The sequence below is a fragment of the Roseimicrobium sp. ORNL1 genome (genome assembly GCF_011044495.1).
Taxonomy (GTDB): domain Bacteria; phylum Verrucomicrobiota; class Verrucomicrobiia; order Verrucomicrobiales; family Verrucomicrobiaceae; genus Roseimicrobium.
Genome location: NZ_CP049143.1, coordinates 4,032,880 through 4,055,811 on the forward strand (window position 1 = coordinate 4,032,880; position 22,932 = coordinate 4,055,811).

General features: G+C 59.7%; 15 protein-coding genes. 10 read left to right on the forward strand and 5 right to left on the reverse strand.

Features of this window, described 5'->3' with window-relative positions:
* Positions 1 to 80: 80 nt before the first annotated feature.
* From G5S37_RS16365 to G5S37_RS16380, 4 genes are all read left to right on the forward strand, one after another.
* A complete protein-coding gene (locus tag G5S37_RS16365) occupies positions 81 to 401 on the forward strand; it encodes a hypothetical protein (protein WP_165205534.1) in 321 nt (106 codons plus the stop codon).
* A 317-nt stretch (positions 402 to 718) separates the two neighbouring features.
* Complete coding sequence (locus G5S37_RS16370) at positions 719 to 1,672, forward strand: hypothetical protein (RefSeq protein ID WP_165205535.1); 954 nt, start codon at positions 719 to 721, stop codon at positions 1,670 to 1,672.
* 183 nt (positions 1,673 to 1,855) lie between these two features.
* On the forward strand, positions 1,856 to 2,440 hold the full coding sequence (locus tag G5S37_RS16375; protein ID WP_165205536.1) for a carbohydrate binding domain-containing protein: 585 nt from the start codon (positions 1,856 to 1,858) through the stop codon (positions 2,438 to 2,440).
* A complete protein-coding gene (locus G5S37_RS16380; protein WP_165205537.1) occupies positions 2,412 to 3,104 on the forward strand; it encodes a hypothetical protein in 693 nt (230 codons plus the stop codon). The genes G5S37_RS16375 and G5S37_RS16380 overlap by 29 nt, the downstream gene beginning before the upstream one ends.
* Positions 3,105 to 3,243: 139 nt before the next feature.
* On the opposite strand, the gene G5S37_RS16385 is transcribed toward G5S37_RS16380, so the two are convergent.
* On the reverse strand, positions 3,244 to 4,548 hold the full coding sequence (locus tag G5S37_RS16385) for an amidase (RefSeq protein WP_165205538.1): 1,305 nt from the start codon (positions 4,546 to 4,548) through the stop codon (positions 3,244 to 3,246).
* A 107-nt stretch (positions 4,549 to 4,655) separates the two neighbouring features.
* On the opposite strand from G5S37_RS16385, the gene G5S37_RS16390 reads away from it, so the two are divergent.
* The 3 genes from G5S37_RS16390 (at position 4,656) to G5S37_RS16400 (ending at position 6,856) form a co-directional block, all read left to right on the forward strand.
* Positions 4,656 to 5,129, forward strand: coding sequence for a hypothetical protein (locus G5S37_RS16390; protein ID WP_165205539.1), 474 nt, complete (start codon positions 4,656 to 4,658; stop codon positions 5,127 to 5,129).
* Positions 5,130 to 5,141: 12 nt separating this feature from the next.
* Entirely contained in the window at positions 5,142 to 5,495 is a 354-nt protein-coding gene (locus G5S37_RS16395) for a hypothetical protein (RefSeq protein WP_165205540.1), read from the forward strand.
* Positions 5,496 to 5,845: 350 nt separating this feature from the next.
* The gene (locus G5S37_RS16400) at positions 5,846 to 6,856 is read left to right on the forward strand and encodes a serine hydrolase domain-containing protein (protein ID WP_165205541.1); all 1,011 of its coding nucleotides are present in this window, start codon (positions 5,846 to 5,848) and stop codon (positions 6,854 to 6,856) included.
* A 4-nt stretch (positions 6,857 to 6,860) separates the two neighbouring features.
* Here G5S37_RS16400 and G5S37_RS16405 read toward each other — a convergent pair whose 3' ends face one another.
* The 4 genes from G5S37_RS16405 to G5S37_RS16420 form a co-directional block, all read right to left on the reverse strand.
* Positions 6,861 to 7,358 (reverse strand): hypothetical protein, encoded by a 498-nt coding sequence (locus G5S37_RS16405; RefSeq protein ID WP_165205542.1) that lies wholly within the window; start codon positions 7,356 to 7,358, stop codon positions 6,861 to 6,863.
* Between the two features lie 63 nt (positions 7,359 to 7,421).
* Complete coding sequence (locus G5S37_RS16410; protein WP_165205543.1) at positions 7,422 to 8,849, reverse strand: 6-phosphofructokinase; 1,428 nt, start codon at positions 8,847 to 8,849, stop codon at positions 7,422 to 7,424.
* A gap of 101 nt (positions 8,850 to 8,950) precedes the next feature.
* The gene (locus G5S37_RS16415) at positions 8,951 to 9,091 is read right to left on the reverse strand and encodes a hypothetical protein (protein ID WP_165205544.1); all 141 of its coding nucleotides are present in this window, start codon (positions 9,089 to 9,091) and stop codon (positions 8,951 to 8,953) included.
* Positions 9,092 to 9,154: 63 nt separating this feature from the next.
* Positions 9,155 to 10,492, reverse strand: coding sequence for a hypothetical protein (locus tag G5S37_RS16420; RefSeq protein WP_165205545.1), 1,338 nt, complete (start codon positions 10,490 to 10,492; stop codon positions 9,155 to 9,157).
* Between the two features lie 160 nt (positions 10,493 to 10,652).
* Here G5S37_RS16420 and G5S37_RS16425 point away from each other — a divergent pair, with 160 nt between their 5' ends.
* The 3 genes from G5S37_RS16425 to G5S37_RS16435 all read left to right on the forward strand — a co-directional run bounded on the left by G5S37_RS16425 (position 10,653) and on the right by G5S37_RS16435 (position 22,912).
* Positions 10,653 to 12,038: an NAD(+)/NADH kinase gene (locus G5S37_RS16425; RefSeq protein ID WP_165205546.1), complete on the forward strand. Its 1,386-nt coding sequence runs from the start codon at positions 10,653 to 10,655 to the stop codon at positions 12,036 to 12,038.
* Between the two features lie 48 nt (positions 12,039 to 12,086).
* Positions 12,087 to 13,841: an arginine--tRNA ligase gene (gene argS / locus G5S37_RS16430; protein ID WP_165205547.1), complete on the forward strand. Its 1,755-nt coding sequence runs from the start codon at positions 12,087 to 12,089 to the stop codon at positions 13,839 to 13,841.
* 65 nt (positions 13,842 to 13,906) lie between these two features.
* On the forward strand, positions 13,907 to 22,912 hold the full coding sequence (locus tag G5S37_RS16435; RefSeq protein WP_165205548.1) for a tetratricopeptide repeat protein: 9,006 nt from the start codon (positions 13,907 to 13,909) through the stop codon (positions 22,910 to 22,912).
* The last annotated feature ends 20 nt before the right edge of the window (positions 22,913 to 22,932 follow it).

Consider the following 22,932-nt stretch of genomic DNA (forward strand, 5'->3'; position numbering starts at 1 on the left):
GAGGGGCGTGCAGGGTGGCAGGAAGACGGTGGACTTCGACAGGAAATTTTGTTAATTACCCCCTGCAAAAATTTCATCCTGTGGACCATTCAGCACCCAGCACAACCCCCACCCTGCTCAAGGCGTGGCCCATCTTCCTCGCCTGGTTGCCCATGGGTTCGCTCTTCTACGCCGACTCAGCCTACTTTGGCTATGGGATGATACTCGTCCTTCTCATCTGGGCATGTTCGCTGCCCGTGTTCGGAGTCCTGGCAGGCATCGCAACCCTCGTTGAGGTGACAAGGGTGCGCAATCGACTCCGTGCTGCATGGTGGAGGCCGCTCGCGTGGGCGGTCATGTCCGCGCTCTACTGGCTGATTTTCACCGGGTACATTCCGCTGCTTTCTATAGTGAGGAATTAGTCCATTTCGGGCAGTTCATGGACGATCTGTGGGATGGGGTTCCAATTCCCAATGGCGCACCAGTATCCGGAGGGACTATCGCCTGGGTGATACCTTCTACTACAATGTTGACGGCACTCGCGAACCACAAGTGCCGGACGTCAGCGCAGAGGAGTCCGCAGAATTGTTGCGTCATCGATGCTTTATCATCAGCGCGGTGGCGGATGACGATCTCTATCCCTATGCTTCCAGTATAATAGGCTGACACCTTCATGACAGCTTGCGTATGAGCATTGATTTCGTTGTGCATTCACGCGGATAATGCAGCAGTCCTGCCAATGCCAACCGCTGACTCCATCCGCCAATTCACGACAACTCTGACAATGGCCATGCCGGTCCTATGTCTAGCCGCCTTTGGCTTGTCATGGGCCATGACTCCGCCTGGTCGCCGCCATCTGGTGGGCATTTATGTGGTTGTCGGGTTCCTCTGCGGCACGATTGGTATGGGAGTCCAACCAATTCAACCTGGAGGTTGGAATTATCAGTACCTCTTCGCTCCCTTTCTGTTCTCGAAGTGGTTTTTCATCGGGTACGTGATTTCATGGGCATTTGGAACCTACTTCAACCGTGCGGATCCCAAGCCAGAGCAGTCCATCTCGATCTTACTGCTCGTCATCGGCACTGCGCCGCTGGCGCTGACATGGATGGACGTCACCTACGCAACGAATGCCTTCAGCAAGGACCGGAATTACTGGGAGAACCTCTTCGCAGCAGAATCTCCCAGTGAGGAAATGCTTCAAGATGCTGGCAACCACCTCTCCTCCGCAGGGAGGGAAAGGATATCCTGGCACCTTCAATATCGCATGGATGACCTTCGTGCGCCTGTGGTCATGAGATTGCGTGAGCTTGGGTTTGGGATGTTGCAATCGAGACATATCCCCCAGGAAGTAATCGACGCCGTGATTTCCGAGGCACGGTCGGAACACGAAAAGAACCCGTGGAAGACCAATTTCCGCAACCTCGGCAGCCTAGCATCGAACCCCGCCATCAGCGAAAAGACATTTCAGGAATTGGCCTCGATAGGTGACTACATGGTGGTGAACGACCTCATCCGAAATCCATCCAACGACGCGGCGCGCATGGAATGGTTGCGGACGAAAATTGAGACGCGGGTTGCTGAAGCCAAACCGACAAATGATTCCGAGAAATGGGAGGTGGATCGACTTCGGGAGAAAGTCGCCGCCCTCGATAAGTGGGTACAGATCCGAAAGAAGCGCAATTGGAGGCCCTAAAGAAGCCTCGTCTGCAATGTCTCACTCCGTCTGGGTGCGTGCGCCCGGCGAGCGGGAATTGTAATAGTTTACCACTCCTGCGTACAAGCCCTCATTTAGAGGAGAACGGCCCAGTGTTTTTGCTAAACATTTACAAAACACCCTGCTAATCTCGCGTACGACTCAAACGTACACCAAACAGTCATGAATGCGTTTCCCAAATCGATTGTGCAGCCGCTTCGCTCCCGCATTGCCCGTGTCGTAATGACCGCGTTCGTTTGGGGCATTGCCGCAACGTTCACCCAAGCCCAGGAATCCACCGGTGGTCGTCCTGACCTGCTGACCAATGCGGGTTTCGAAAGCGGGCAGGAAGGCTGGGCGTTCAACTGCCACAAGGATAAGGGCAAGGTAGCCGTGGACAAGGAGGTGAAGCGCACGGGTGAGGCGAGCATCCGGATCGAAAATTCCGGTGGTGATGACAGCTTCTTGAAGCAAGCGGTGAAAGTGAAACCCAAGACGCGCTACCGTCTCTCCGGCTATATCAAAACGAAGGACGTGGAAGTGAAGGGCGGGCAGGCCGCCACGCTTGCTCTGGAAGGTGGCTTCGAGTCCACGGAATCCGCGAAAGGAACAGGCTCGTGGAAGAAATTTGATTTCGAGTTCGACTCCGGCACGCTGGACACCGTCAAGGTCGGCCCCCGTCTCGGAGGCCACTCCAGCGCGGCGATGGGCACGGCGTGGTATGATGACTTGAAGTTGATTGAGCTGGGGCCTTCGCGGAATCGCTAGACATCTGACCTGCCATGTCAAAACATGCGAAATGAGTGGACGGTTTGAAGCCATAGGAGGAGCAAGGATCGGATGGTTGAATGCAACCTGGCCGTTCGCCCGGCTTTCCGCCACGCCGGATACCCTCCAGATGTCCGTAAGTATCTTCGGTGATTACCATTTCACTCCGGATACAGTCACCGACATCACGCGATACACGCACATTCCGTTTTTCGGCTGGGGAATTCAGATCCACCACTGCGTGCCGGAGTATCCCACCCGCATCATTTTCTGGTGTCTCGGCAGTCCAGATGTCTTGCTTGCAAAAATTCGCGAGTCGGGTTTCCAGCCACAATCATCTGGTGAGGCAGCAACATTCCTGCGGCATCGTGGCGTGCCCTTCCGGTGGGCACCCGTGATCTTTGCCCTCATCGTGTGGAACGCACTGATCATTGGCGATGTATTTCAGCGGGGCATGCGCCCCATGCCTGGACCGTGGAGTTTGCTTGCCATCGCCCTCGTTTTTGCGGGCTCCATGGCAATCCTGAAGCTCCCCCGGGCTCAACAATTCATCCTCAAGCCTGGAAGAAGCGTGGAGGAAATTCGCCCTCTCCTCAAGCTATTCCTGCTGGTTTCAGGCGGGATGATTGTGCCCTTTTCCGTATTGCTGCTCGTCATGCGTTGAGCGGAGCAAGGCGACCAAGTGGACGCAAATCCAACGTGAGACCGCCAATGCCGCTTTGAAAAAAAGCCCTCTTGGACTCGAAGAGCAACGGTAAGTTCCGGCTGAGAGACTGAAGGGTGGTTGCGTGCGCCACTCACTCTTACCCTTTCTTCTCCGCCAGCCGCCCGATATTCAACAGCGCGGCTTCGCTGTTCTTGGGACCGATGAACTGCACGCTGGTCACGGGGAAGGCTTCCGTCTTCGGCAGCGGTACTGGGATGGCGACGGCGGGGACGCCGGCGTAGTTCACGGCGACGGTGTTCTGGATTTTCAGGAAACGGGCTTCGAAGATCGCGGTGAAGGCGACGTTGCGATGATAGGGCGCGCGCTGCAGCACGGGAAGCGCGATGGCATCCACTTGTTTGAAGGTCTGGTGCAGGACATTCCGCCAGTGGTCGCGACGAGCAATGGCGGCCTCACGCTTGGCTTCGTCATCATACTTGCGGGAGAAGACGAGGTCTCCGAAGAGGATGGCCTTGCTGGCGCGGTTGCCCACGCCCTTCTGCTTGCGGATTTCGTCGTTGTTGTAGTAGGAGGCGGCAGCGGCGACCAGGTTGCCGTCACTCTGGGCCTTCTGCCACTCCGCGTGAAACTCAGCGCTGAGAGGGATGACGGTGAAGCCGGCCTCGGCAAGCTGCCTGTCGATGGCATCATCAATGGCGGGATCCGTGCCTGGTACGCGAAGACGTCCGATGCGGATGGCCTTGGCCACGGGCTTGGTGGCTTTCGCCTGAGCGTATTCGTTCTTGAACCCCGGCTCCAGCAGCTCCATGCCGGTCACGAGTCCATCCACATCACGTGCCAGGGGCCCCACCGTGTCGAGGTAGGTCGGAGAGATGGGATAGACGCCCTTCGTGGAAATGCGGCCAAAGGTGGTCTTCAGGCCCGCGATGCCGCAGCAGCACGCAGGTACACGGATGGAGCCGGCGGTGTCGGTGCCGAGGGCCACGTCTGCCAGGTTCATGCCGACGGCGACGGCAGAGCCGCTGGAGGAGCCCCCGGGCACGCGAGATTTGTCCACGGGATTGACCGGGGTACCGAAGAAGTCATTCGAGCCTGAGACGCCGATGGCGAACTCGCTGAGGTTCGCCTTGCCCACGATGGTCACGTCCTTGCGACCACGGATGTACTTCATGCACTCCGCGTCCTTCGTGGCGGGCGGGGCGTTTTTGTAGAGGAATTCGGAACCGGCACTGGTCACCTCCCCTTTCATGTCGATGAGGTCCTTCACCGCGAGGCGCAAATTTTCGTCGTCCGGTGCAGGCGCCTTGTACGAGATGAAGGCGTGCGGAGGCGGGGTGGACGGGGTGCGCAGCCCGGAGAAAGAGCAACTGGTGATGAGAAGCGCGGTGAGTGCACCTGCGGCACTACGAGAAACCAACGTAAGATTGGCGAGGAGCTTCATCTGGGGAGTCTGTGGTCTGAAAATTGTCTCAACGGAAAGGTTGATTGATATCAAAGCGGGTTCGTTTGCCGATTGCAATCCCCCGGTGGCTCGAAAGAGTAGGACTAATGTCTGACAGTCAGGATGCCGCAGCCTCAACACCGAAGCTGTCGGTGCATGATAATAACATCTACAGCTACGAGTTTGACTCGCGTAGCCGGAACCTCGTGCTGCGGACTGTGTTCAAGTTTACAGAGCCGCACGAATTTACCGATGTGTGGTTCTTGGATGTGTGGTGCCACCATCTGGAGGGCGTCCTGGGTGGTGACATCATAGAGCGCATCGTTGAGTGGGGACTTGATTACGAATTGAAGAATTTCGGGGACCTCTTTGATCGCCTTAAAAACCAAATTGGCTGGCCTCCGGTGGACTGGAACAAAGAAACGCTTCACGAAGCTGTGGCCCGACTGAATCTGCGAGTCTGGCACATCAACCCCAGTTATGGCATGGAAGGGTTCGTGATCGCGAAGGAAATGAGGATGGTTGGCAGGGAGGCGGAGGCTCCGCCATTGACCCCGCCACTGCAAAGCGTTCAAGAATAGGCACGAGCACTCATGAAACCAGCATTCATAACCAGGTTATCTATCAGCCTTTTCGGTTTAATCGCTATGGGTGCCTCGATGTCGATGGGTGTTTTTGGCGCAGCAGGACTGTGCGCCTATATCTGGGGGCCCTCGATTCTCGACACGGTACTGGGCGAGTCTCCCGATCGAAGTCATCCAGCTTTCATCACCTTTCTCCTCGTGATGGTTCCTGGCATTGTGATTGGCGCCGTCGGTGGAGTGGCAGGTGTGCTGGTGCCGCTTTTTTCGCCTCGGTATCCGCTGCATGGATGTACCCTGGTTCTTTTCGCCTGGGTCCGTGATAAGTATGCGTGCTTTCGCCCACCGAATCTTGAGCATCACTGAGGCCGGGAACATAGAAGACAAGCCCCGTCTCCCCCGGTCAGAGCCCCCAGCGTAGTAGTTCTGAGCCTGCGTTGCGACCGCATCAAGCACGCTTCTTTTGCTGGAACAGGCTGTCGATGACACCATGCATCGACACAGCGCGATTAATCAGGCGCTCCACGTTCTCTTATCAAAGTAGGGACTTCGTCGCATCCTCATGCAAGACCTGGCTTTCGTGTCTCTTTTATCTGGCAGTATCACGCTCCCCATTCTTTCCCATGAACCGACGCGACACATTTGCGGTGCTGCTTGCGGGACTTTGTTCCCCCACTCTCCTGCGTGCTCAATCACCCTCACTCAAGCCTGATGTCATGAAAGCCGCCACCGCGCTTCTGCAAACCCAGATCGACAAGGGCACCATCGAAACGGCAGTGCTCCACGTGCAGCGCGGATCGGAGATTTTTCGGCAGGCGTTTGGCAAGGTCCAGTCCACGGACGCAATTTTCCTGCTGGGGTCGATCACCAAACCCATGACGGCCATCGCGGTGATGGTGCTCGCGGACCGTGGCGCGCTGCGGCTTTCCGATCCGGTGATGAAGTTCATCCCCGAGTTCTCTGAGGGCGCGAGGAAGAAGATTTCCCTGGAGCACCTGCTGGTGCACACATCGGGCCTGCCGGATCAACTGCCGGAGAACAACGAAGTCCGCCGGCGTCATGCGCCGCTGTCAGAGTTTATCCAGGCCACGGTGCGTACGCCGCTGCTCTTCGAACCGGGCACACAATACCACTACCAGAGCATGGGCATCCTCCTCGCGGCGGAAGTGGTACAGCGCGTCGCCAAGGCATCGCTGCCGGATTTCCTTTCGAAGGAAGTGTTCGCCCCGCTGGGCATGAAGCACAGCGCGCTCGGATTGGGGACGTTCAAGATGGAAGAGATGGTGCGAGTGCAGACGGAACACGCGGCCCCGGAATCCGGCGCGGGCGCGGCGGATGCGAAGGAATGGGACTGGAACAGCCCCTACTGGCGCAACTTGGCTGCGCCATGGGGAGGCGCCCACTGCAGCGCGGGAGATGTGGCGCTGTTCCTTCGCAGCTTTTTGCATCCGGAAGGCAAGGTGCTGCGCCCGGAAACAGCGCGGCTCATGATTCAAGATCACACGCCCGGACTCAGTGCGCGCCGGGGAATTGGCTTCGCCCTCGGCCCCGCCGGATTCGGCAAGGGGTGTTCCGACCAATCCTTCGGCCACAGTGGATCCACGGGTATGCTGGCCTGGGCTGATCCCAAGACCGATCTCTCGTGCGTGATCCTGACTTCGCTGCCGGGCACGGTGTCGCGGCCCCTGGTGTTGGAGCCGGTGTCAGATGTGGTCTCGGGACAGTGATCTCTCAGGCTCTGCTTTTCCGCTCCAGGAGCAAGGCATCAATCACGTCATGCATGCCCACAAAGCGCTCGATCACTGACTCCATATCTTGGCGAAAGGTGGCTTCATCCAGCGGCATCCAGCCCTGCATGAGTGTTTGGGGGCCGTAGTCGGTGCTGAGGTTCGGCCAGCCTGATCCCTTCGGATGTGCTTCGAGCTTTTCGCGGAACGCGGAGGCAAATTCACGAGGCTTCACCACATGCCCGGGCAAAGTACCCAGCTTGAGGGAGTGGATGTTGTAGTTGAACCGGCGCGTCTTCAGTTCCTTTTCGCCCAGCCAGACGGAGAAGAAAATCCCCTGCCCCGTGCCTCCTGCGGTCCATGCGTCCTTTTGCAACTTGAGAGTGGCGCTATCCATCCAGTCACCGGCCTCGCAGCGGAGCTGATGCTTGCGCATCAAGTCCGCGGACATCGCGTCCTTGATGTTCTCAAGGATGCCGAGGTAGGAGGCGTACGAGGTCATATCTTTGCCACCAGCGTTTATAGAGCAACATGACTCGCGAGCTACGTTGTTGGAGCACGCAGTTCAGGTCCCCACGCCAAACGCCGGCTGGCCGGTGCTGAGCACGATCTGTTTCCAGAACATGCCACTGGTGGTCAGTCGTTTCTGTCCTTGGGCGATGAGCGGTAGCGGAACCAGGACGAACTCAGAAAGCCAGTAGGAAATGACGCAGCGCGTGTAGCCGGCGAGACCAGCCTCCACGGCGAGCGCGCCGAGACGGTCGCAGTAGGTCTGGTCGAAGGCATTCGGCGGAATGGCGCGAATGTGGTGGCGCGGACGGTTCACAAACGTGCCCACGCTGCGACCACGGCCATCCTTCAGACGATTCTTGAGCCAGCGCTCCACTTGATAAGAGAAGCGATCGTGAATGGGTTCCTCGTCCCCGATCTTCACCTTGCGCTGCCACATGAGCTCCCCCACCCCCTCGGCGACGACGATCACGCCTTCGCCGCGCGGCATGGCTGCCACTTTCGTCACCACGTGCTCCAGGCACTGCATGAGCACGTCCTCAATCTCCTCGGAGGTCTGATATCCGGCGAACATCTCGGGAATAAGCACCAGCGTCGCTTTGCCAAAAGCGTGTGCCGCATTGGCAGCCACGAATCCGGACTCGGCGCCGAAGAGTTCCACAATGCCCACGCGGCGGGTGGAGCTGGCCTCGGTCTCCATCTGGCGGATCACATCCGTCGCCTTGTCCACCGTGGTACTGAATCCGAAGGATTGGGCCACCCAGAGGATGTCATTGTCCATCGTCTTGGGCACGCCGATGACAGCCATGTCCGGCACGAGCTTGGCAATGTGATTGGCAGCGCGCAGGGAACCATCGCCGCCGATGACGTAGAGGATATTGATCTTCTGCTTGCGCAGGTTCTCCACAATCTTGGCCGTCTGGTCCACGAACACATCCTTGTTCACGCGGCGCAGGCCCAGCTTGGAGCCGCCTTCCGCCAGGTGCTCGCGGGTGAAATCTGGGGAGAGCAGGCCGATGTCCATCTCATCGCCCAGCAGGCCGGTGATGCCGTCATAGACGCCGAATACCGCACCGCCTTGGGAGATGTCGCACCCATAGGTGGCGTAGTGGCGCTGTACAATGGCGTGCGTCACGCGATTCAAGCCAGGGGCAACCCCACCGGACGTGACGATGGCAGCACGCACGGTCTGGGGATTGAAAAACAGTTTCTTGCGCGGACCCGCCTCTGGGAATCCCGGTACGGGCCTTCCAGCGGCAATGAAGGTCTCGATGTAGTCCATGTCCGCCAGCACGGCACGGCGGGAGTCCTCCGGGCGGAACAAGCCCAGGAGTTCTTCTGATTGCGGATTGTCGAATTCCGGCTGGCCCAGGCGCTCTACGGTAGTCTGCAGGGAGTCGCGCGCCTCATAGGCCACGCGCCGCTCACTGATGAGCGCGGCGGCACCATCGATGACGGACTTCTGACGCGTGAGGTTTTCCATTCCAAAGAAATGGCGAGATCGGGGATTTTGTCACGCTCAGATAGCGCCACAATGCCCAAGGAAGTGCAAAATCCGCGCCAAATCGCCCTGTGTCCGCATCTTCAGCTCGCCTTATCTGCTGCAGCGGCCGGTAGTTCGGACTCAATGCGGGAGAACCGGAGATCCTGGGCCAGCAGCCAGAACCAGCCCACAGACGCGGCGAGGAGCAGAAGCGTGAGCCACAGGAACCAGGAACGGAACATGAGTGAGGAAGAGGCGGGAGGAGGGAAATGCCGGCGAATCAATACATGCGTGCGTGATGAACATCAACGCCCGCGAGCCAGCCATCCTTCCGCAACAAGTTCATCCACCCATACCTGATTGCCCTCTGCGTTGGGAACGTTTTCGGGAAATTTCAGTGTGAGCATGACCGGCTGCGCCTGCCCTACGCTCTTGCGAGCGATGAACTCCAGCGCCATCCCGAGGGGGGTGCCCTGCGTGGCATAGGCATAGATGGGCGGTGAATCCTTGGAGGCGGGGTCCGTAAGCTTCAGGGCGACGTAGCCACCGCCTTGGGGGAAGGCCTCGTTGAAATGGTCAGTTGGCTCCGCCAGCACCCGCAGCATGGTGGGACTGGCCGGCTTGGTTTCGAGGAATTGCTGCCACGTCATATCGCCGTAGAGGACAAAACTCGCCCAGTCGACGAGGTATTGACCGTTCAGCGACCTGGCCACCACGATCCTGCGCTCATCACCGGAGGGCAGCACCACATTGAACGCGAAGGACAGCACGCCCGCCGGACGGGTTTCCCTAGCGATGATTTTCTGGTACGGGATAGCCCCCGGGGGATTGGTCTCGTAGTACTTCACCATTTTGTCCACCACGAGCTGCTGGTCGCGCACCAGCTTCAGGCGCTCCTTGAGGCTCGGTGCTTCCAGATAGGTTTTAACAGCGCGCATGGCCTTTTCCTGCTCGCTCATGACCTCCTTGCCCGGCTCGCCCGAAATGTCGATTTCATCGGGCAATTTCATCTCCACCGTCGGCGTCGTTGGCCCCAGCACCTCCCTCGCGGAAGGCAGGTTGGGATCGACCGCGACGTTGTTGCTCGTTCCCACGATGTCCGGCTTCGGCGGTGACAGGTAGGTCATCATGCGGGAGAAGCCGTCGCCCATCGCGTGCCACCATTGGAGCCTGTCCGCCACCACCACGAGGGCTATCAAGCCAAGCACCACGCCTGCTCCCCAGAGGAGGGTACCGCTCTTGCGCTTGATGTCCGGATCATACTGCACACGCTCGCCCGGGGTCCCTTCATAAGTCTGCGCCACCACAGGAGCACCAACAGGAAGGGGAGCTGCGCCAACCGCTCTAGCCGCTACCGGACGAGGCATGGTAGTAGGCGTGGAGCCGGGGGTGTCCCGTCCCGTCACTACGGAGGTGCCTTGGGGCCGCGCCACCACCGTGGCTCGAGTGACTGCTGCCAGAGGCTCACCGACCTGTACCGTGGGCGTGAGGAGGGCCTTCCGCTTCATGCGGGTGGCCTTCGTGGTGAATTGCAGAATGATGTACCTGCCACAACGCGGACAGTCCCGGGATCGGGTCACGTCGGTGACGTTGATCTCCACCTCCTGTTCACAGTGGGGGCAGGTCAGACGGGAAATGGGCATTGGCAGGCGAAGCGTTTCGGTTTCAAGACAAGGGCAAGATCACAAGCTACCGCGCAAAATCCGGCATGCAACCATGCTGAATCCCGCTTTCGCTTCCAAGTGGAAAGGTCTTCTGCCGGTGGGAGTTGAGCCTGCACGACTTTGCGCCTAGAGTCGGCCCATGGCACGCCGCATGGCCCTCTTCGGGGGCAGCTTCAATCCACCGGGTTTGCACCATCTCCGCCTCGCGGAAGTGCTGGCGCGTGAGTTTGACGAAGTGCGCGTGGTGCCCTGTGGCCCCCGGCCGGACAAGCCGGAGGTGAACTCCGTTCCCTCCGTATTCCGCGCAGCGCTGTGTGACCTGACTTTTGGCGACTTGGAGAGCGGCACCGTCGTGGTGGATCTCTTCGACCTGGAGCAGGATACCTTTACGCGGAATTTCGCCCTGGAGGAGCGGTACAAGGGGGAGGCGGAAGTCTGGCACGTGGTAGGCGCCGACTGGATCGAAGGCGGCGCGCAGAAACGCTCGGCCATCCACACCGGCTGGTCCAAGGGACCCGAGCTCTGGCAGCACAGCCGCTTTGCCATCCTCACGCGGCCCGGTCATGCCATTGATGCGGCAGATCTTCCCCCAAATCATGTGCTCATTCCTGTGGAGATCCCGGGGTCGAGCACCCTGATACGCGACTCCCTCATGCACCGGCGCGAGGTGGCGAACCTGCTCACCCCAAAGGCCCACCGCTACATCAACCGCTACGGACTCTACCGCGGCACCAATCCCGCCTCCTGGTCACGCGGGAGCCTGGAGGATCTGAAGTGCATTCTGCAAACGGACCCCCGCAATGGGAAATCCGTGGACTGGCAGGATCGTTTCCGTCCGCATGTGAATGAAGCATCCCCGGATTTCATCCTCACCCTGGGTGGGGACGGAGCCATGCTGCGCTGCATTCGTGAGCACTGGCGGAGGAGGCTGCCCTTCTTCGGTGTGAACGCGGGTCATGTGGGATTCCTGCTGAATGCGCCGGAGCAGGTGTTTGAGCAGTCGTTCCCTCCCTCCGAGGTGATCTTCCGCCAGCTCCCGCAGATCTATATAGAGCTGGAGACCACCACGGGGGAAACTATCGAGGCCTACGCTTTCAATGACGCGTGGCTGGAGCGCTCCACCAGCCAGAGCGCGTGGCTGGAAATCAAGGTGAATGACATTCCGCGGCTGCCGAAGCTGGTGAGTGATGGCGCCCTGGTCTCCACCGCTGCAGGCAGCACGGCCTACGCCCGCGCCATGGGTGCCTCCCCTCTCCTCGCAGATACCCCCGCGTGGCTGCTGGTGGGCTCCAATGTGCTGGAGCCGGCGCATTGGAAGAGTGCCCTCCTCTCTAACGACACGACGGTGGAAATCACCAACCTGGACTGCGAAAACCGCCCGACCATCGCCTACGTGGACGGCGTGGCTCAGGGCGAGGTGCGCAACTTCCGGGCTCGTCAGAGCCGGGCCGCAGCGGCGGAACTCGTCTTCTTGGCGAACCGTGACATGGCGGAGAAAATCGCCGGGATTCAGTTCATGCGTTGATGCACGAAGCGGGATCTGTGCTTGAGTGCCAGCCCCTTTCATTCCGCCATGTCCACTTTTCGCAAGCTGCTGTCCCAGCGTCTCCAGGCCGCCTTCGCCGCGGCAAATATCACCCTGCCCGAGGGTGCGGTCATTGATGTGACGAACGCCAGCGACTCACGATTTGGCGACTACCAGAGCAATGCCGCCATGACGGTGGCGAAAGCGCTCAAGACCAATCCTCGCCAGCTCGCCACCACCATCACGGAGACCTTTGACGGCACCGGTCTCTGCCACAAGCCGGAGGTGGCCGGACCTGGCTTCCTGAACTTCCGCCTCACGAATGAGAAGGTCGCGGAATCCCTCAACGCCCAGGTGGCGGACGCGCATCTTGGAGTGCCGCGCGCCGAACAGGCGAAGACCATCGTGGTGGACTTCTCCGCGCCGAACGTGGCGAAGCCCATGCACGTGGGCCACATCCGCAGCACCTTCATCGGCGACAGCCTGGCACGGCTCGCGCGCTATGTGGGGCACCAGGTCATCACGGACAATCACATCGGCGACTGGGGTACCCAGTTCGGCATGATCATCCACGGCTGGAAGACGCGGATGGACAAGGATGCCCTGAAGAAGGATCCGATTCACGAGCTCGTGCGCGTCTACAAGAATGTGAACGCCGAGGGCAAGGAGAACGAAGCCGTGCGCGAAATGTGCAAGACGGAGCTGGTGAAGCTCCAGCAGGGCGATGCAGAGAATCTCGAAATCTGGAAGGAGTGTGTGAAGCTCACGCTCGACCAGCTGCACGATGTCTACGGCAAGCTCGACATCAGCTTTGACCACTACCTCGGTGAGAGCTTTTACAACGATGCCCTTGGACCGCTCGTGGAGGACATGCTCGCCCAGGGTCAGGCTCAGGTGAGTGACGGAGCGGTGTGCGTCTTTTCCGATGGCGCCAAGAAGCAGGATCAGGATCCTTTCCTCATCTTCAAAGATGGCGAGTGGACCGCTCTTCCCCTCATCATCCGCAAGGCGGACGGTGGCTTCCTCTACGGCACCACGGACCTCGCGACGGTGGACTACCGCGTGAAGGAGTGGAAGGCCGAGGAAATCTGGTACGTGGTGGGCGCACCGCAGCAGCTTCACTTCCGCCAGCTCTTTGATGCCTCGCGGCGTCGCGGTCACCAGACCCGGATGGAGCACATCGCCTTCGGTTCGATTCTGGGACCAGATGGAAAAATGTTCAAGACCCGCTCCGGTGAGAGCGTGGGCCTGCTTGAAGTAATCGACGAAGCCGTAGAACGTGCCGCCGGCGTGGTCGCGGAACGCGAAGGCTTCACCGATGCGGAGAAGGCTGAGGTCGCGGAGATCATCGGCATCGCCGCCGTGAAGTACGCGGAACTGAGCCAGCACCGCATGACGGACTACAAATTCTCCTGGGACAAGATGCTCTCGCTTCAGGGGAACACCGCGCCGTATCTCATCAACGCGTATGTACGCACGCGTGCTATCTTCAGGAAGTTGGAAGGTGCTGTCACGCTTACTGATGATGTGCAACTCACTGAAGATGCCGAGCGCGCTCTCGCACTGAAGCTACTGCAGTTCGGCGAGGCCGTGCACGACGTACTGGAAGACTTCCGTCCAAATCTGCTGGCGCAGTATTTGTATGAACTGGCGGATACGTTCCATACCTTCTATGAGGCGTGCCACGTGCTGCGCGCGGAAGGTACTGCGCGCAACACCCGTCTCGTGCTCTGCGACGCCACCTCCCGTGTGCTGAAGGAAGGTTTGGGACTGCTGGGGATCAAGACGACGGAGCGGATGTAAAAAGTCGTCCTTCTTCTAAGGCTGCCGCGCTTGTGCCCGTTTGTTATGATCTGGTAAAACCAGACATGCGGCGACATCCTCAGGGCAGCTTTGTTCTTTACCGTCAGTGGCAGCAATTGGTTTACCCGCTGCTGCTCTTGCTGGCATTGCTGCCGCTGGGACGGGTACAGGCTCAAGAGCAACCCTCAGCGGCAACCAGCCCTCCTACCGCTGAAGTACTGAAGTATCATGACATGCTACGTCGCCGGCCGCAGACGGGCGTGGTGTTTGACCGTTTCATGGGAGCTTGGCTCGCGACCGGCAGTCGGGATACGCTGCGGGAGTTTTTGCTGAAGGCATCCGATGCGGCGGATGCAATGGCGGCGGACCATCTCATCCTGGCGCTGTATTATTCCTCCTCTGGTCAGGATGCGGAGGCGCTGAAGGCGTGTGAGAGGGCGGCACAGAAGGCGCCGGATGAGCCCTTGATTCACCTGCGCACGGCAGAGATCGCCAACCGGTTGAAGGATTGGGACACCGCCCTCACGGCATTGACACGAGCCTCTCAACTTGGCCTCACCGGTGAGAGCGACATTCGCGCGACTCGTCTGCAAACTGACACGCTCTGGAGGCTGGGACGCGCTTCCGAAGCGAAGGACGTTTTCCACAAACTCATCGAACGTCATCCTGATGAATCCTCCCTGCGCGAAGAGTTGGTGGACATGCTGGTGGAAAACGGCCTGAAACCAGAAGCCGCGATCGAAAGCCGGACGCTGGTGGATCTCACGAAGGATCCGTTTGAGAAAGCGATGCGGCGTTTGCGCTTGGCGGACCTCCTCCTGGATCTCCGCAAGGTGCCGCAAGCCCGCACCGAGTTGGATCTCACCCTTGCACAGAGTGGCACCGACTTCTGGCTGGAAGGTGAAGCTCTCGATCGCATGGAGCGCCTGTACCGCCGCAGCGGTGACGTCCCCGGCTTTGCCACGAAGCTCGCCGAACTCGCCAAGCAACATACCAACCGTGTGGCCATCGTCCGCCGGCAGATGCGCATCCTCACCGAGATAGGAAAGCCCATGGATGCCTCTGCACTTGCAGCAGCTCTGCTCGAGCGCACTCCGGGACGGCAGGATGTGCGTGAGGACTACATCAATCTCCTCGAATACCAGGGGAACATTCGCGAGGCGGTTCAGCAGGCAGAGGAACTCCTGCGCCAGCAGCCGGGTGACAGTGCGCTCATGCTACGACTCGCAGGGTTGCATGGACGAAATGGTTCTCCAGATCGCACACGTGCCCTGGTCGAACAGTTCCTCAACCAATCGCCCGATGACGAAGGCGCGCTGCTGCTCGCAGGCCGGTTATTGGAGCGTCTCGGTCTCGATGACGCCGCACATGATCTCTATGAGAAGTGGATGAGTAGTCATCCGCAGGATCCGCTCGCTGGGTTGTCACTGGCTGCGCTGCTGCATCGCAAAGGTGACGTGCCGGATGCGATTGCCCTGTGGCGGAAACTAGCCGCACAGGGTGACCTTTCCGCAGCAAGCCAGATAGCCACGGCAGCGGCGAATCGTGGCGAGGACCTGGCAGCGTTTGAGATCCTCAAGGCGCGAGAGCAGGAGTTCATCAATGACCTTAGAGTTCTCACACAGGCCTGCAATCTTGCCCTGCAGGCCCGTCAGGAGACATCATGCGTGCGCTGGCTGCGCCGCTACGCGCAGCTCGTGAAGGATCCCGGCGAACTGCAGCGGCTGGCCACGCTCACCGGTGGCATGCTGAATCGCCAGAACATCCGCAAGCTGCTGCTGGACGACTTTGCGAAGACTCCAGCCTCCGGCATCAGTGATGGCCTGCTCCTGGCATTCGCGCATGAATTCACCACGCCTGAAAATGCCTATGACGAACGGCAGGCTGGCATGCATAAGGCGGATGAGCTTCTGGCACAGGTTTGGAAGGCACTTCCCCACCCTGCGGATGCACCGCTGAGCATGGAAGAAACGCTGGTGGAGGCGGGACACGCACATGTACTCAACCGTCGACGCGAATGGTCGGCGCTCCTGCGCATCCTCAGCGATAACGCCAAGCGACCCGGTGGAAAAACTTCAATGCGCTTGCAAGACCTCGCTGAAACAAGTGCGGAAGCCTTCGAATACGATGCCGCGCTACGCTGGATTGCTGAGTGGAAGGCAGCCGCTCCGACAAGCCACACCCCGTGGCGTTTGCAGGCAAGACTCCTGCGGAGCACGGGCCAACCGGCGAAGGTGCTTGAGGTACTGCGCGAGGCGGCACGCCGATTCCCAGATGAGGAGGACATCACCTTTCAACTGGCAGATGCCCTGTCTGAAGCAGGTCTTGCAAGCGAGGCACTCGCGACATTGCGCGAGCTCTTCGATCAAAAGGACGATGCCACGCAGCGGCTGCGCATCGGGTCGCAGATGGTGCGCACGGCAAAGAAAACCAACCAGCTCGATTTGCTGCTGGATGAGTGGAAACGGAATCAGCGCGAGCATGCGGACTCCCCCGAAGCCTGGCGCCTGCTGGCAATGGTGTATCGCGAGAAGCCCGATGTGGCGGCGCATGGCAACGCCCTCGGGGAAGCGCTGCGACTCTCGCCCAATGACATCATGCTGATGCGCGAGCTGGCTGTGAGTGAAGACGCGCGGGGAAATGTGGAAAAGGCAGCGGAACTCTACCGGCAGGCAGCGCGAAAGGATTCCAGTCCGCAAGCCAGACGCTCCTATGCCGACTTCCTTCTCAAACGCGGTGACGATGAAGAAGCGCTGCAAATCATGCAGGAGATTGCCAGCGCCCAAACCACCAAGACCGCGGACATCGAGCAATTGGCAGACAACCTGATGGGAGCACGCCTGTGGAAGGAAGCAGCCGCCCTGCTGGAAGAACCCGCACGCAGCCAGGCCCAGAACGCCCGTCTTCAATACCAGCGGGGTGTTGCATTGGAGGAGTCCGGCAAACTGGAGGAAGCCGCACAACATTTCACCCGTGTACTGCTGATCCAGGAGGAGATGGTGGATGCCACGCCTCTGCCTCCGCTTCAGGAGCCCCCTCTCCTGCCGGAGATGCCCGGCTCACTCTGGTGGCATCGTCTGCGCGAACAAGCCCCAGATGCCTATGAATACCGGGGACAGCCGGAAATGATAGCACGAGCGCAGACAGTGCGTCGCCCTGGGCCAGCGCTCAACGTGCGACTGCCCATCTGCAAGGAAGAAGCGCAGGTCTTTGCGCTGAGGCATCTGGCGCGCCTTGCGGAAATTGGGCGCACACAGACTCCCGAACTGGCTCCCCTGAAACTTCCCGAGAGTGTGCCCATGGCAACGCTATGGACCAATCTGGTCATCCGGCAAATCTGGGGACGCAGCGAATTCATCACCACCGCTGCACAAGTTCGTGAGCATCCTGTTCTCCTGGCCAGCTGGCTTCGAGGGAACGTAAAAACTCCGAATCTGCCCGAAGAAGAATCCATCGCGCTATTGGATCATGCCGAGCAGACTTTTTCCAAATCCCATCCCGAACTCGCAGCTGAAGCTGCGCTGCTCCACGCCTTCATTGATATGTCAGAGACTCCCGGAGTGAGCATGGAGCGCGCCCTGGAGTTCGCCAGACATTCCACCGCGAGCATGGAGCGCCTCGCCGAGCTTTCTTCCGCGCTGGTATGCGAGCTGCCAGATCCCTACATGGCGGGAATTCTTCCGCGGGGTCGGCTCTCACAGGAAGAAGAGAAAAAGCTTCTCTCCGTCCTGACCTCCTGGGCGCTGAACGCTTCATCCACCGATGCGAGGGCTGGCGTCATCCTTTCTCACGCTGCCTGCAGTCTGGCCACGCGAGGACACTGGGAGGGATGGCGCAAACTCCTCGACGAAGCGCTTCCCCGCATCCGTGCCAATGCCGCGGTACTGGCAATGCAGGCCAGCTCGAAGGAAGTCGGCGCCTATACTTTCAACTTCCTTGCCTTTCCTTCCCAAATCCATTCTGGATACGGGATTAATCCGGCTCTGTGTCTTGCGCAGAGTTCCTCGTGGCTGGGAGGAGCCACCGGTGAGCACGCACCTGCCTCACTGGTCGCGGAAGCACGAGACCCTCTCACCAGATTGCTCTGCCTCCAGGCGTCAGGCCACGAAGCGGATCTGAAGCAGGAAGCCATGCGGCTGGCGGAGGCTTATCCCACCCGCGATGATGTGCTCTTTCTGAAAGCCAGTGTGCTGGCCATGGATGGCAAATCCGAGGAACTCACCAAGGCCCTCTATCAATGGGCCGCGCTTCCCGTGACTGAAGAAGTGCAGCGTAGCCGCGCCCGGTATTTGTTAAGCACCGCGGTGGATGGCTCCCTTCCCGCTGACGACGCCATACAAGCCGTGGTGCTCGCCGCGGCAAAGCATCTTGTCGCGCTCGGTGAACTGGAAGATCAACGCTCCCCCAGCGGCATCGCTGAGTCGCTCAAGAGTGCAGGGTTTGTGACCCAGGGACAAATGCTGGCGAACTCCAGCACGCGGTACATTGGCAATATCCGCTCCACGGCGCAGAGCCAGCAGCACTCGGGCACGTTCACCAGCCAGATCGCCCAGGCTGTCCTGCGCAGCACGGACAGCACCCATGAGAGCGGCACCTCTTTTCAAACCGTCACGAACACGCTCCGCAAATTTGCCCGCCAGGAAATCGCCCTGGGAGGTGGCTATGCGCGCGCGCTCACCGATGACGGGTGGCAAACACTTTCGCAGGCACTGTACCGCAAGAGTCCGGCTCGCCAGGCTCTGTTCGACCACCTGATGAAGGAAGCAGGCTCTCCACGCCTGAGTCATGCGGAAGGGGCCTTCATTGCAGATCGACTGGGCTTTTCAGCGACCGAAATTCACGAGCACTACCAGAAGGCACTCGACCAGAACCCCGGCGATACGAACATCCGTCTTCGGGCCATCTGTGCTCTGCTGGATACGGACACCGTTGCCGCTCAGAAACTCTATGCGGCAGCTCCTTTGGAGGATCGCATGTTCATCGGTCAGTCGATCTGTGATAATGCCGGGCGCAACAGCCTGGTGCTTACCCAGATCGCATCACGTTTCATGGTGGAACTGCTTCACACTGTCCCAAGTCGCAGGGACGGCATCGTGGATCTTCAATGGATCAGTGCACTCCTCACCAACCTCGCCTGGTCCGGCGAGGGATTTAGTGCTCCCGGCATCAGTGATCTCCTGCAAACGGAGCCACCTGCACAGAATGGCGGCTTTGGCGCGCCACTCGTGGAGCCGCCTCCCGCCTATGGCGAAGGTCACGAACTCGCGGGCGACCTCGAAGAACTGTGCGAGGCAGCGATGGAAGTGCCCAACATGGCCGCCGCCGCCTACGGTTGCTACGCAGCACTGAAACTCAAGAAAGGCGCCACGGTGGAGTCGCTGGCACCAAAGGCCCGTGAAGTCCTGCAAACCGGAAGCCGGGCAAACGGCTGGATCTGGCACGAAGCCTTCAGCCACAATGAAGCAGCGGAGCCGAGTCACCTGTGGCAGCCCTCGCCACTCGGACTGCTGGCATGGCACGCTTCCAAACAGTCCGACACTCGCGCCGCCTTCCGCGAACTCACATCCTTCGCACAGGGCTGCAAGGTCGTGCATGCAGACCTCATCGTAGCAGCACTGGAGCGGCTCTACACATGCCAGGAAGCGGACTTCCCCACTGCAGCGGCCGAGTTGGCGCATCTGCCCTATCCTGCGAGTTGGTGGCTGGATGCGCATCCCACCATCACGACGGCACGCATCTGGAAAGAACGGAACCTGGAGATCGATCCCGCCCAATTCGCTCTGAAGGAACCCGGCACGCCTATCTTCCACATCTCCAGACCCAGCGGAACTGGCATCGTGCTCGATACGCTGGCCACACGAGGGCACCGCGAGCAAGCGAAGGCCTTCATGCTGCAGGTGATGGAGACGGCTCTGGGGCCACGCGCGGAGTGGAGGGAGTTCTTCAAGAAACTGGGTGATGGCTACGACAATCCCGCCATGCAACGAGTCGACTTCATCCATCGTTTGATGCAGAACATCTGTCAGACGAATTCCACACTGGTGTTCCTATCGCTCGAAGTTGCGGATGAATCGGGCATGCGGCATCATCCCAGTTTCCGTGCGGAGTATGTCCTTCCACCGTGGATGACGGAGAAGAATCTGTACGGCTTACCAGCCATGCGTTCTTCCCGGGCAGGGCTCAACTTCCTGGCGGGCAGTCCCTGGCTGACGGAAGGTGCGCCATTCTGGGACTGTCCACTGGATCCAGCTCAAAAGGACACTGTGCTCACCCGGCTGGCATCCGCCATCAACCAGTTCGACAAACCTCTTCAAGCGGACATTCGTGCCACAATTGAGCACGCGGCCGCGAGCAATCCCGGTGCCGCCATCCTGCATGCCCTTGTATCCCGGGATCAACAGAAGCTGGTGGATGCCATCGCCTTTGCCAACGCTGGCATTGATCGAGCATCCAATTGCAGCATCGAAGCGCTGGGCCTGCTGATGGAGAAAGAGCTCGCCCCCTTCCTGAAAGTAACCGCGCAGACGCGAGCGCCCAAGGTACAGGCCGCCCTGCTCAAGCTGGGAGACATGGAGGCCGCCCGCAATGCGGAGGCATTCTTCACCGCGCGAAAAGTAGAGGCGCTCCAGATGAACGATGAGCAGTTTGAAGAGACCATGCGCCGCGCCGCCACCCAACTGGCCTCCACCGACCGGGCAAAGGCGGTGAGATTGCTGGATCGCGCATGTGCATTGATGGTCGACAAGCAATCGCGCCGCGGATGGAATGCCAGCACTGTTGCCAATGGATGGACCGCGTCAGGCGAAGCGCTGAAGAGGTGGTGTGACAAAACGCAGAGCCTGGATGTGGTGGCTGTCGCCTGCGATCTGTTCCACCAACCGGATGAGGTCAACGCCGCGAGCGCCGGCTGGTGGAACTCTCCCTCCTGGGGTGGCGCGCTGGTGACGGCATGGAAGGATGAAGGTGGTATCGGCAATCCCGCCGTAGGCCTGAAGGCAATGCTGCAAAGTCTGCATTCCAAACTGGCGATCAAAAAGGCGCCCCTGCTGATGCTCGCCTTCATGGACTTCCACGGGAAACTCGATGTCTGGCAACGGCAGGAAGTGCTGAAGGCCGCTGATGCCCTGGCGAAAGAACAGACTGACATTTCACTCTATGCCTCGTGGTTGGGACTCGCATTCCGTCTCAACGATCTGGCGGAGGGAGCGCTCTGGCTTCCAGGCTCGCAAGATCCTGAAGTCATCCGAGGTGTGATGGAAGGTTTCCGCGCAGTCATCAAGGATGAGTCTGTCAATCCACTGGTGCGTCTCGCGGTAGCGCACAACCTGATGAACAAGGCAGGCAAGCATGCCGATCCGGAAACCATCTGGGCCGCGATGGACCTGGCCACGCTGGCGGTGGAGAAGGAGTGGCCAGTGCACGACGATCTTATGCTGGACATCCTGAACGCAGTGAACCGGCTTCCCGCGGATGGGCGGTACAAGGCAGCAGCCACACGATGGCTGCCCGCGTGGCTCCACCGGAATCGGCTTACGAACGGACAGAACTACGAGCCCCTGGAAGAATATCAGTCGGCCGTGCTCACCTTCGCCGCGCGTGGACTCGATGGTCTGATGCTCCGTCAGGCCTTGCGCAGCCTCTCGGGCTTGCAGCAGCGTTCTGCCGCGAGTTTGCTGACGCTGATCCGCCATGAGCGTGATGACGTGGCGCGAGACTTTCTCTTGCAGTCGAAGGATATGCTTCTCCGCGCCTCGTACAACAAACTCCAGCCTGAGGAGAGCGACATGGAAAAAGTCCGCGCCTTCGCCGAGACCTTGCCCAATCCTGACGAGCGTGTGCAGGTCATGGTGTATTGCTCCTCCTTCTATGGTCAGGGCATGCTGCCCGATCTGTGGGCGGACTCACGCGCGCTTTCGTGGAATCGCCGCATGGCGGAGCGGGCCCGCCAAGTGATGGAACACACATTCCAGGATGCCGCATTGAAGGACAAGCTGATGCTCGAACTCGCCGACGCTCCGGCCGCCGTCATGGTGATGGAGCAGGAGATCAAAGAAAAGGATCTGCGTGAGATGACACGCCATGCCTCCTTTGGTTCTGGCCCTGGCTCCACCGCGGAAACCCTGCGCTATCCCCTTGAGCTGACTTTGAACTTTCTAGTGAAACGCATTCGCGAAACTCCACCGGAGGCACTCGCAGCCACGGGCTCCGTGTTTCCCGGGCCATATCCCAATCCACTGAACGAGGCGCAACTCAACTACCAGACGCTGCTGGAACGGATCGACAGCGGTCGCAACAGTTGGGGCAAGACAGAGTGTACCCGTCAGGTGGAGGGGAACCTCTTTGAATCCACCATGCTCTCTGCTCCCTCCATGAGCGGCACCTCCCTCGCGGGATTCCTCCCAGCATGGCATAAGATTCTCCGTGCCTACGCCGATGAGAAAGAGCGTTTCGAAGAAGAGGCGCTCGGCATTGCCACGCAGATTGTCCTCGCGGGATTGTCCGGTAAGACTGCGGAAATCCAGGCCTGGCGGGAAGATGTGTCCCACTACCGCCGGGATTCTCTGAAGGCGCAATTCCTTGCCAAGCGTCACCTCATGCCGGTAGCGCAGCAACTCTGCAGGCTGGAGAACGGGCAGTGGCGTGGCTTTGATGAACGCTGGAAGCTGGTGCAGGCATTCGCCGAAGATGCATGGGTCGCGGAATATCTGAAGTCCTCACGCGACATCATCACGCAACTGGTGTGCAACCGTGTACTCACGATCGTGGAAGCCTTGGAGCATGCGAAGGGACTCGCCACCATGTTCCCCGCGGAGGGACGCGTGGCCGCCGAACTCGCCTCACTCATGCAAATTCATCGCCGCGAGGATGAGGTGGCCACGCTGCTGACTCTTGCCGTGGAACAGGCAAAGGGACTCGAAGTGTGGGAGGCGGAATGGACCCTGCGCTTGGTGAAGTGGAAAGAGGATCACCAGCAGCGAGATGAAGCGATGAGACTTTGGGAAGACCTCAAAAATAGTGCCTACCAGCCCACGGCAAAAAAGGCCGCGGAGGCAGCGAGGCCGGGGGCGTGATTCTGAGTATGGAGATTCCG

What these genes read in the sequence shown, in the direction of transcription:
- G5S37_RS16400 (WP_165205541.1), top strand. Translation starts at nt 5,846, where the DNA reads ATGAAAGCCGCCACCGCGCTTCTGCAAACCCAGATCGACAAGGGCACC.
- G5S37_RS16395 (WP_165205540.1), top strand. Translation starts at nt 5,142, where the DNA reads ATGAAACCAGCATTCATAACCAGGTTATCTATCAGCCTTTTCGGTTTA.
- argS (WP_165205547.1), top strand. Translation starts at nt 12,087, where the DNA reads ATGTCCACTTTTCGCAAGCTGCTGTCCCAGCGTCTCCAGGCCGCCTTC.
- G5S37_RS16385 (WP_165205538.1), bottom strand. Translation starts at nt 4,548, where the DNA reads ATGAAGCTCCTCGCCAATCTTACGTTGGTTTCTCGTAGTGCCGCAGGT.
- G5S37_RS16435 (WP_165205548.1), top strand. Translation starts at nt 13,907, where the DNA reads ATGCGGCGACATCCTCAGGGCAGCTTTGTTCTTTACCGTCAGTGGCAG.
- G5S37_RS16420 (WP_165205545.1), bottom strand. Translation starts at nt 10,492, where the DNA reads ATGCCCATTTCCCGTCTGACCTGCCCCCACTGTGAACAGGAGGTGGAG.
- G5S37_RS16410 (WP_165205543.1), bottom strand. Translation starts at nt 8,849, where the DNA reads ATGGAAAACCTCACGCGTCAGAAGTCCGTCATCGATGGTGCCGCCGCG.
- G5S37_RS16405 (WP_165205542.1), bottom strand. Translation starts at nt 7,358, where the DNA reads ATGACCTCGTACGCCTCCTACCTCGGCATCCTTGAGAACATCAAGGAC.
- G5S37_RS16425 (WP_165205546.1), top strand. Translation starts at nt 10,653, where the DNA reads ATGGCACGCCGCATGGCCCTCTTCGGGGGCAGCTTCAATCCACCGGGT.
- G5S37_RS16375 (WP_165205536.1), top strand. Translation starts at nt 1,856, where the DNA reads ATGAATGCGTTTCCCAAATCGATTGTGCAGCCGCTTCGCTCCCGCATT.
- G5S37_RS16370 (WP_165205535.1), top strand. Translation starts at nt 719, where the DNA reads ATGCCAACCGCTGACTCCATCCGCCAATTCACGACAACTCTGACAATG.
- G5S37_RS16390 (WP_165205539.1), top strand. Translation starts at nt 4,656, where the DNA reads ATGTCTGACAGTCAGGATGCCGCAGCCTCAACACCGAAGCTGTCGGTG.
- G5S37_RS16415 (WP_165205544.1), bottom strand. Translation starts at nt 9,091, where the DNA reads ATGTTCCGTTCCTGGTTCCTGTGGCTCACGCTTCTGCTCCTCGCCGCG.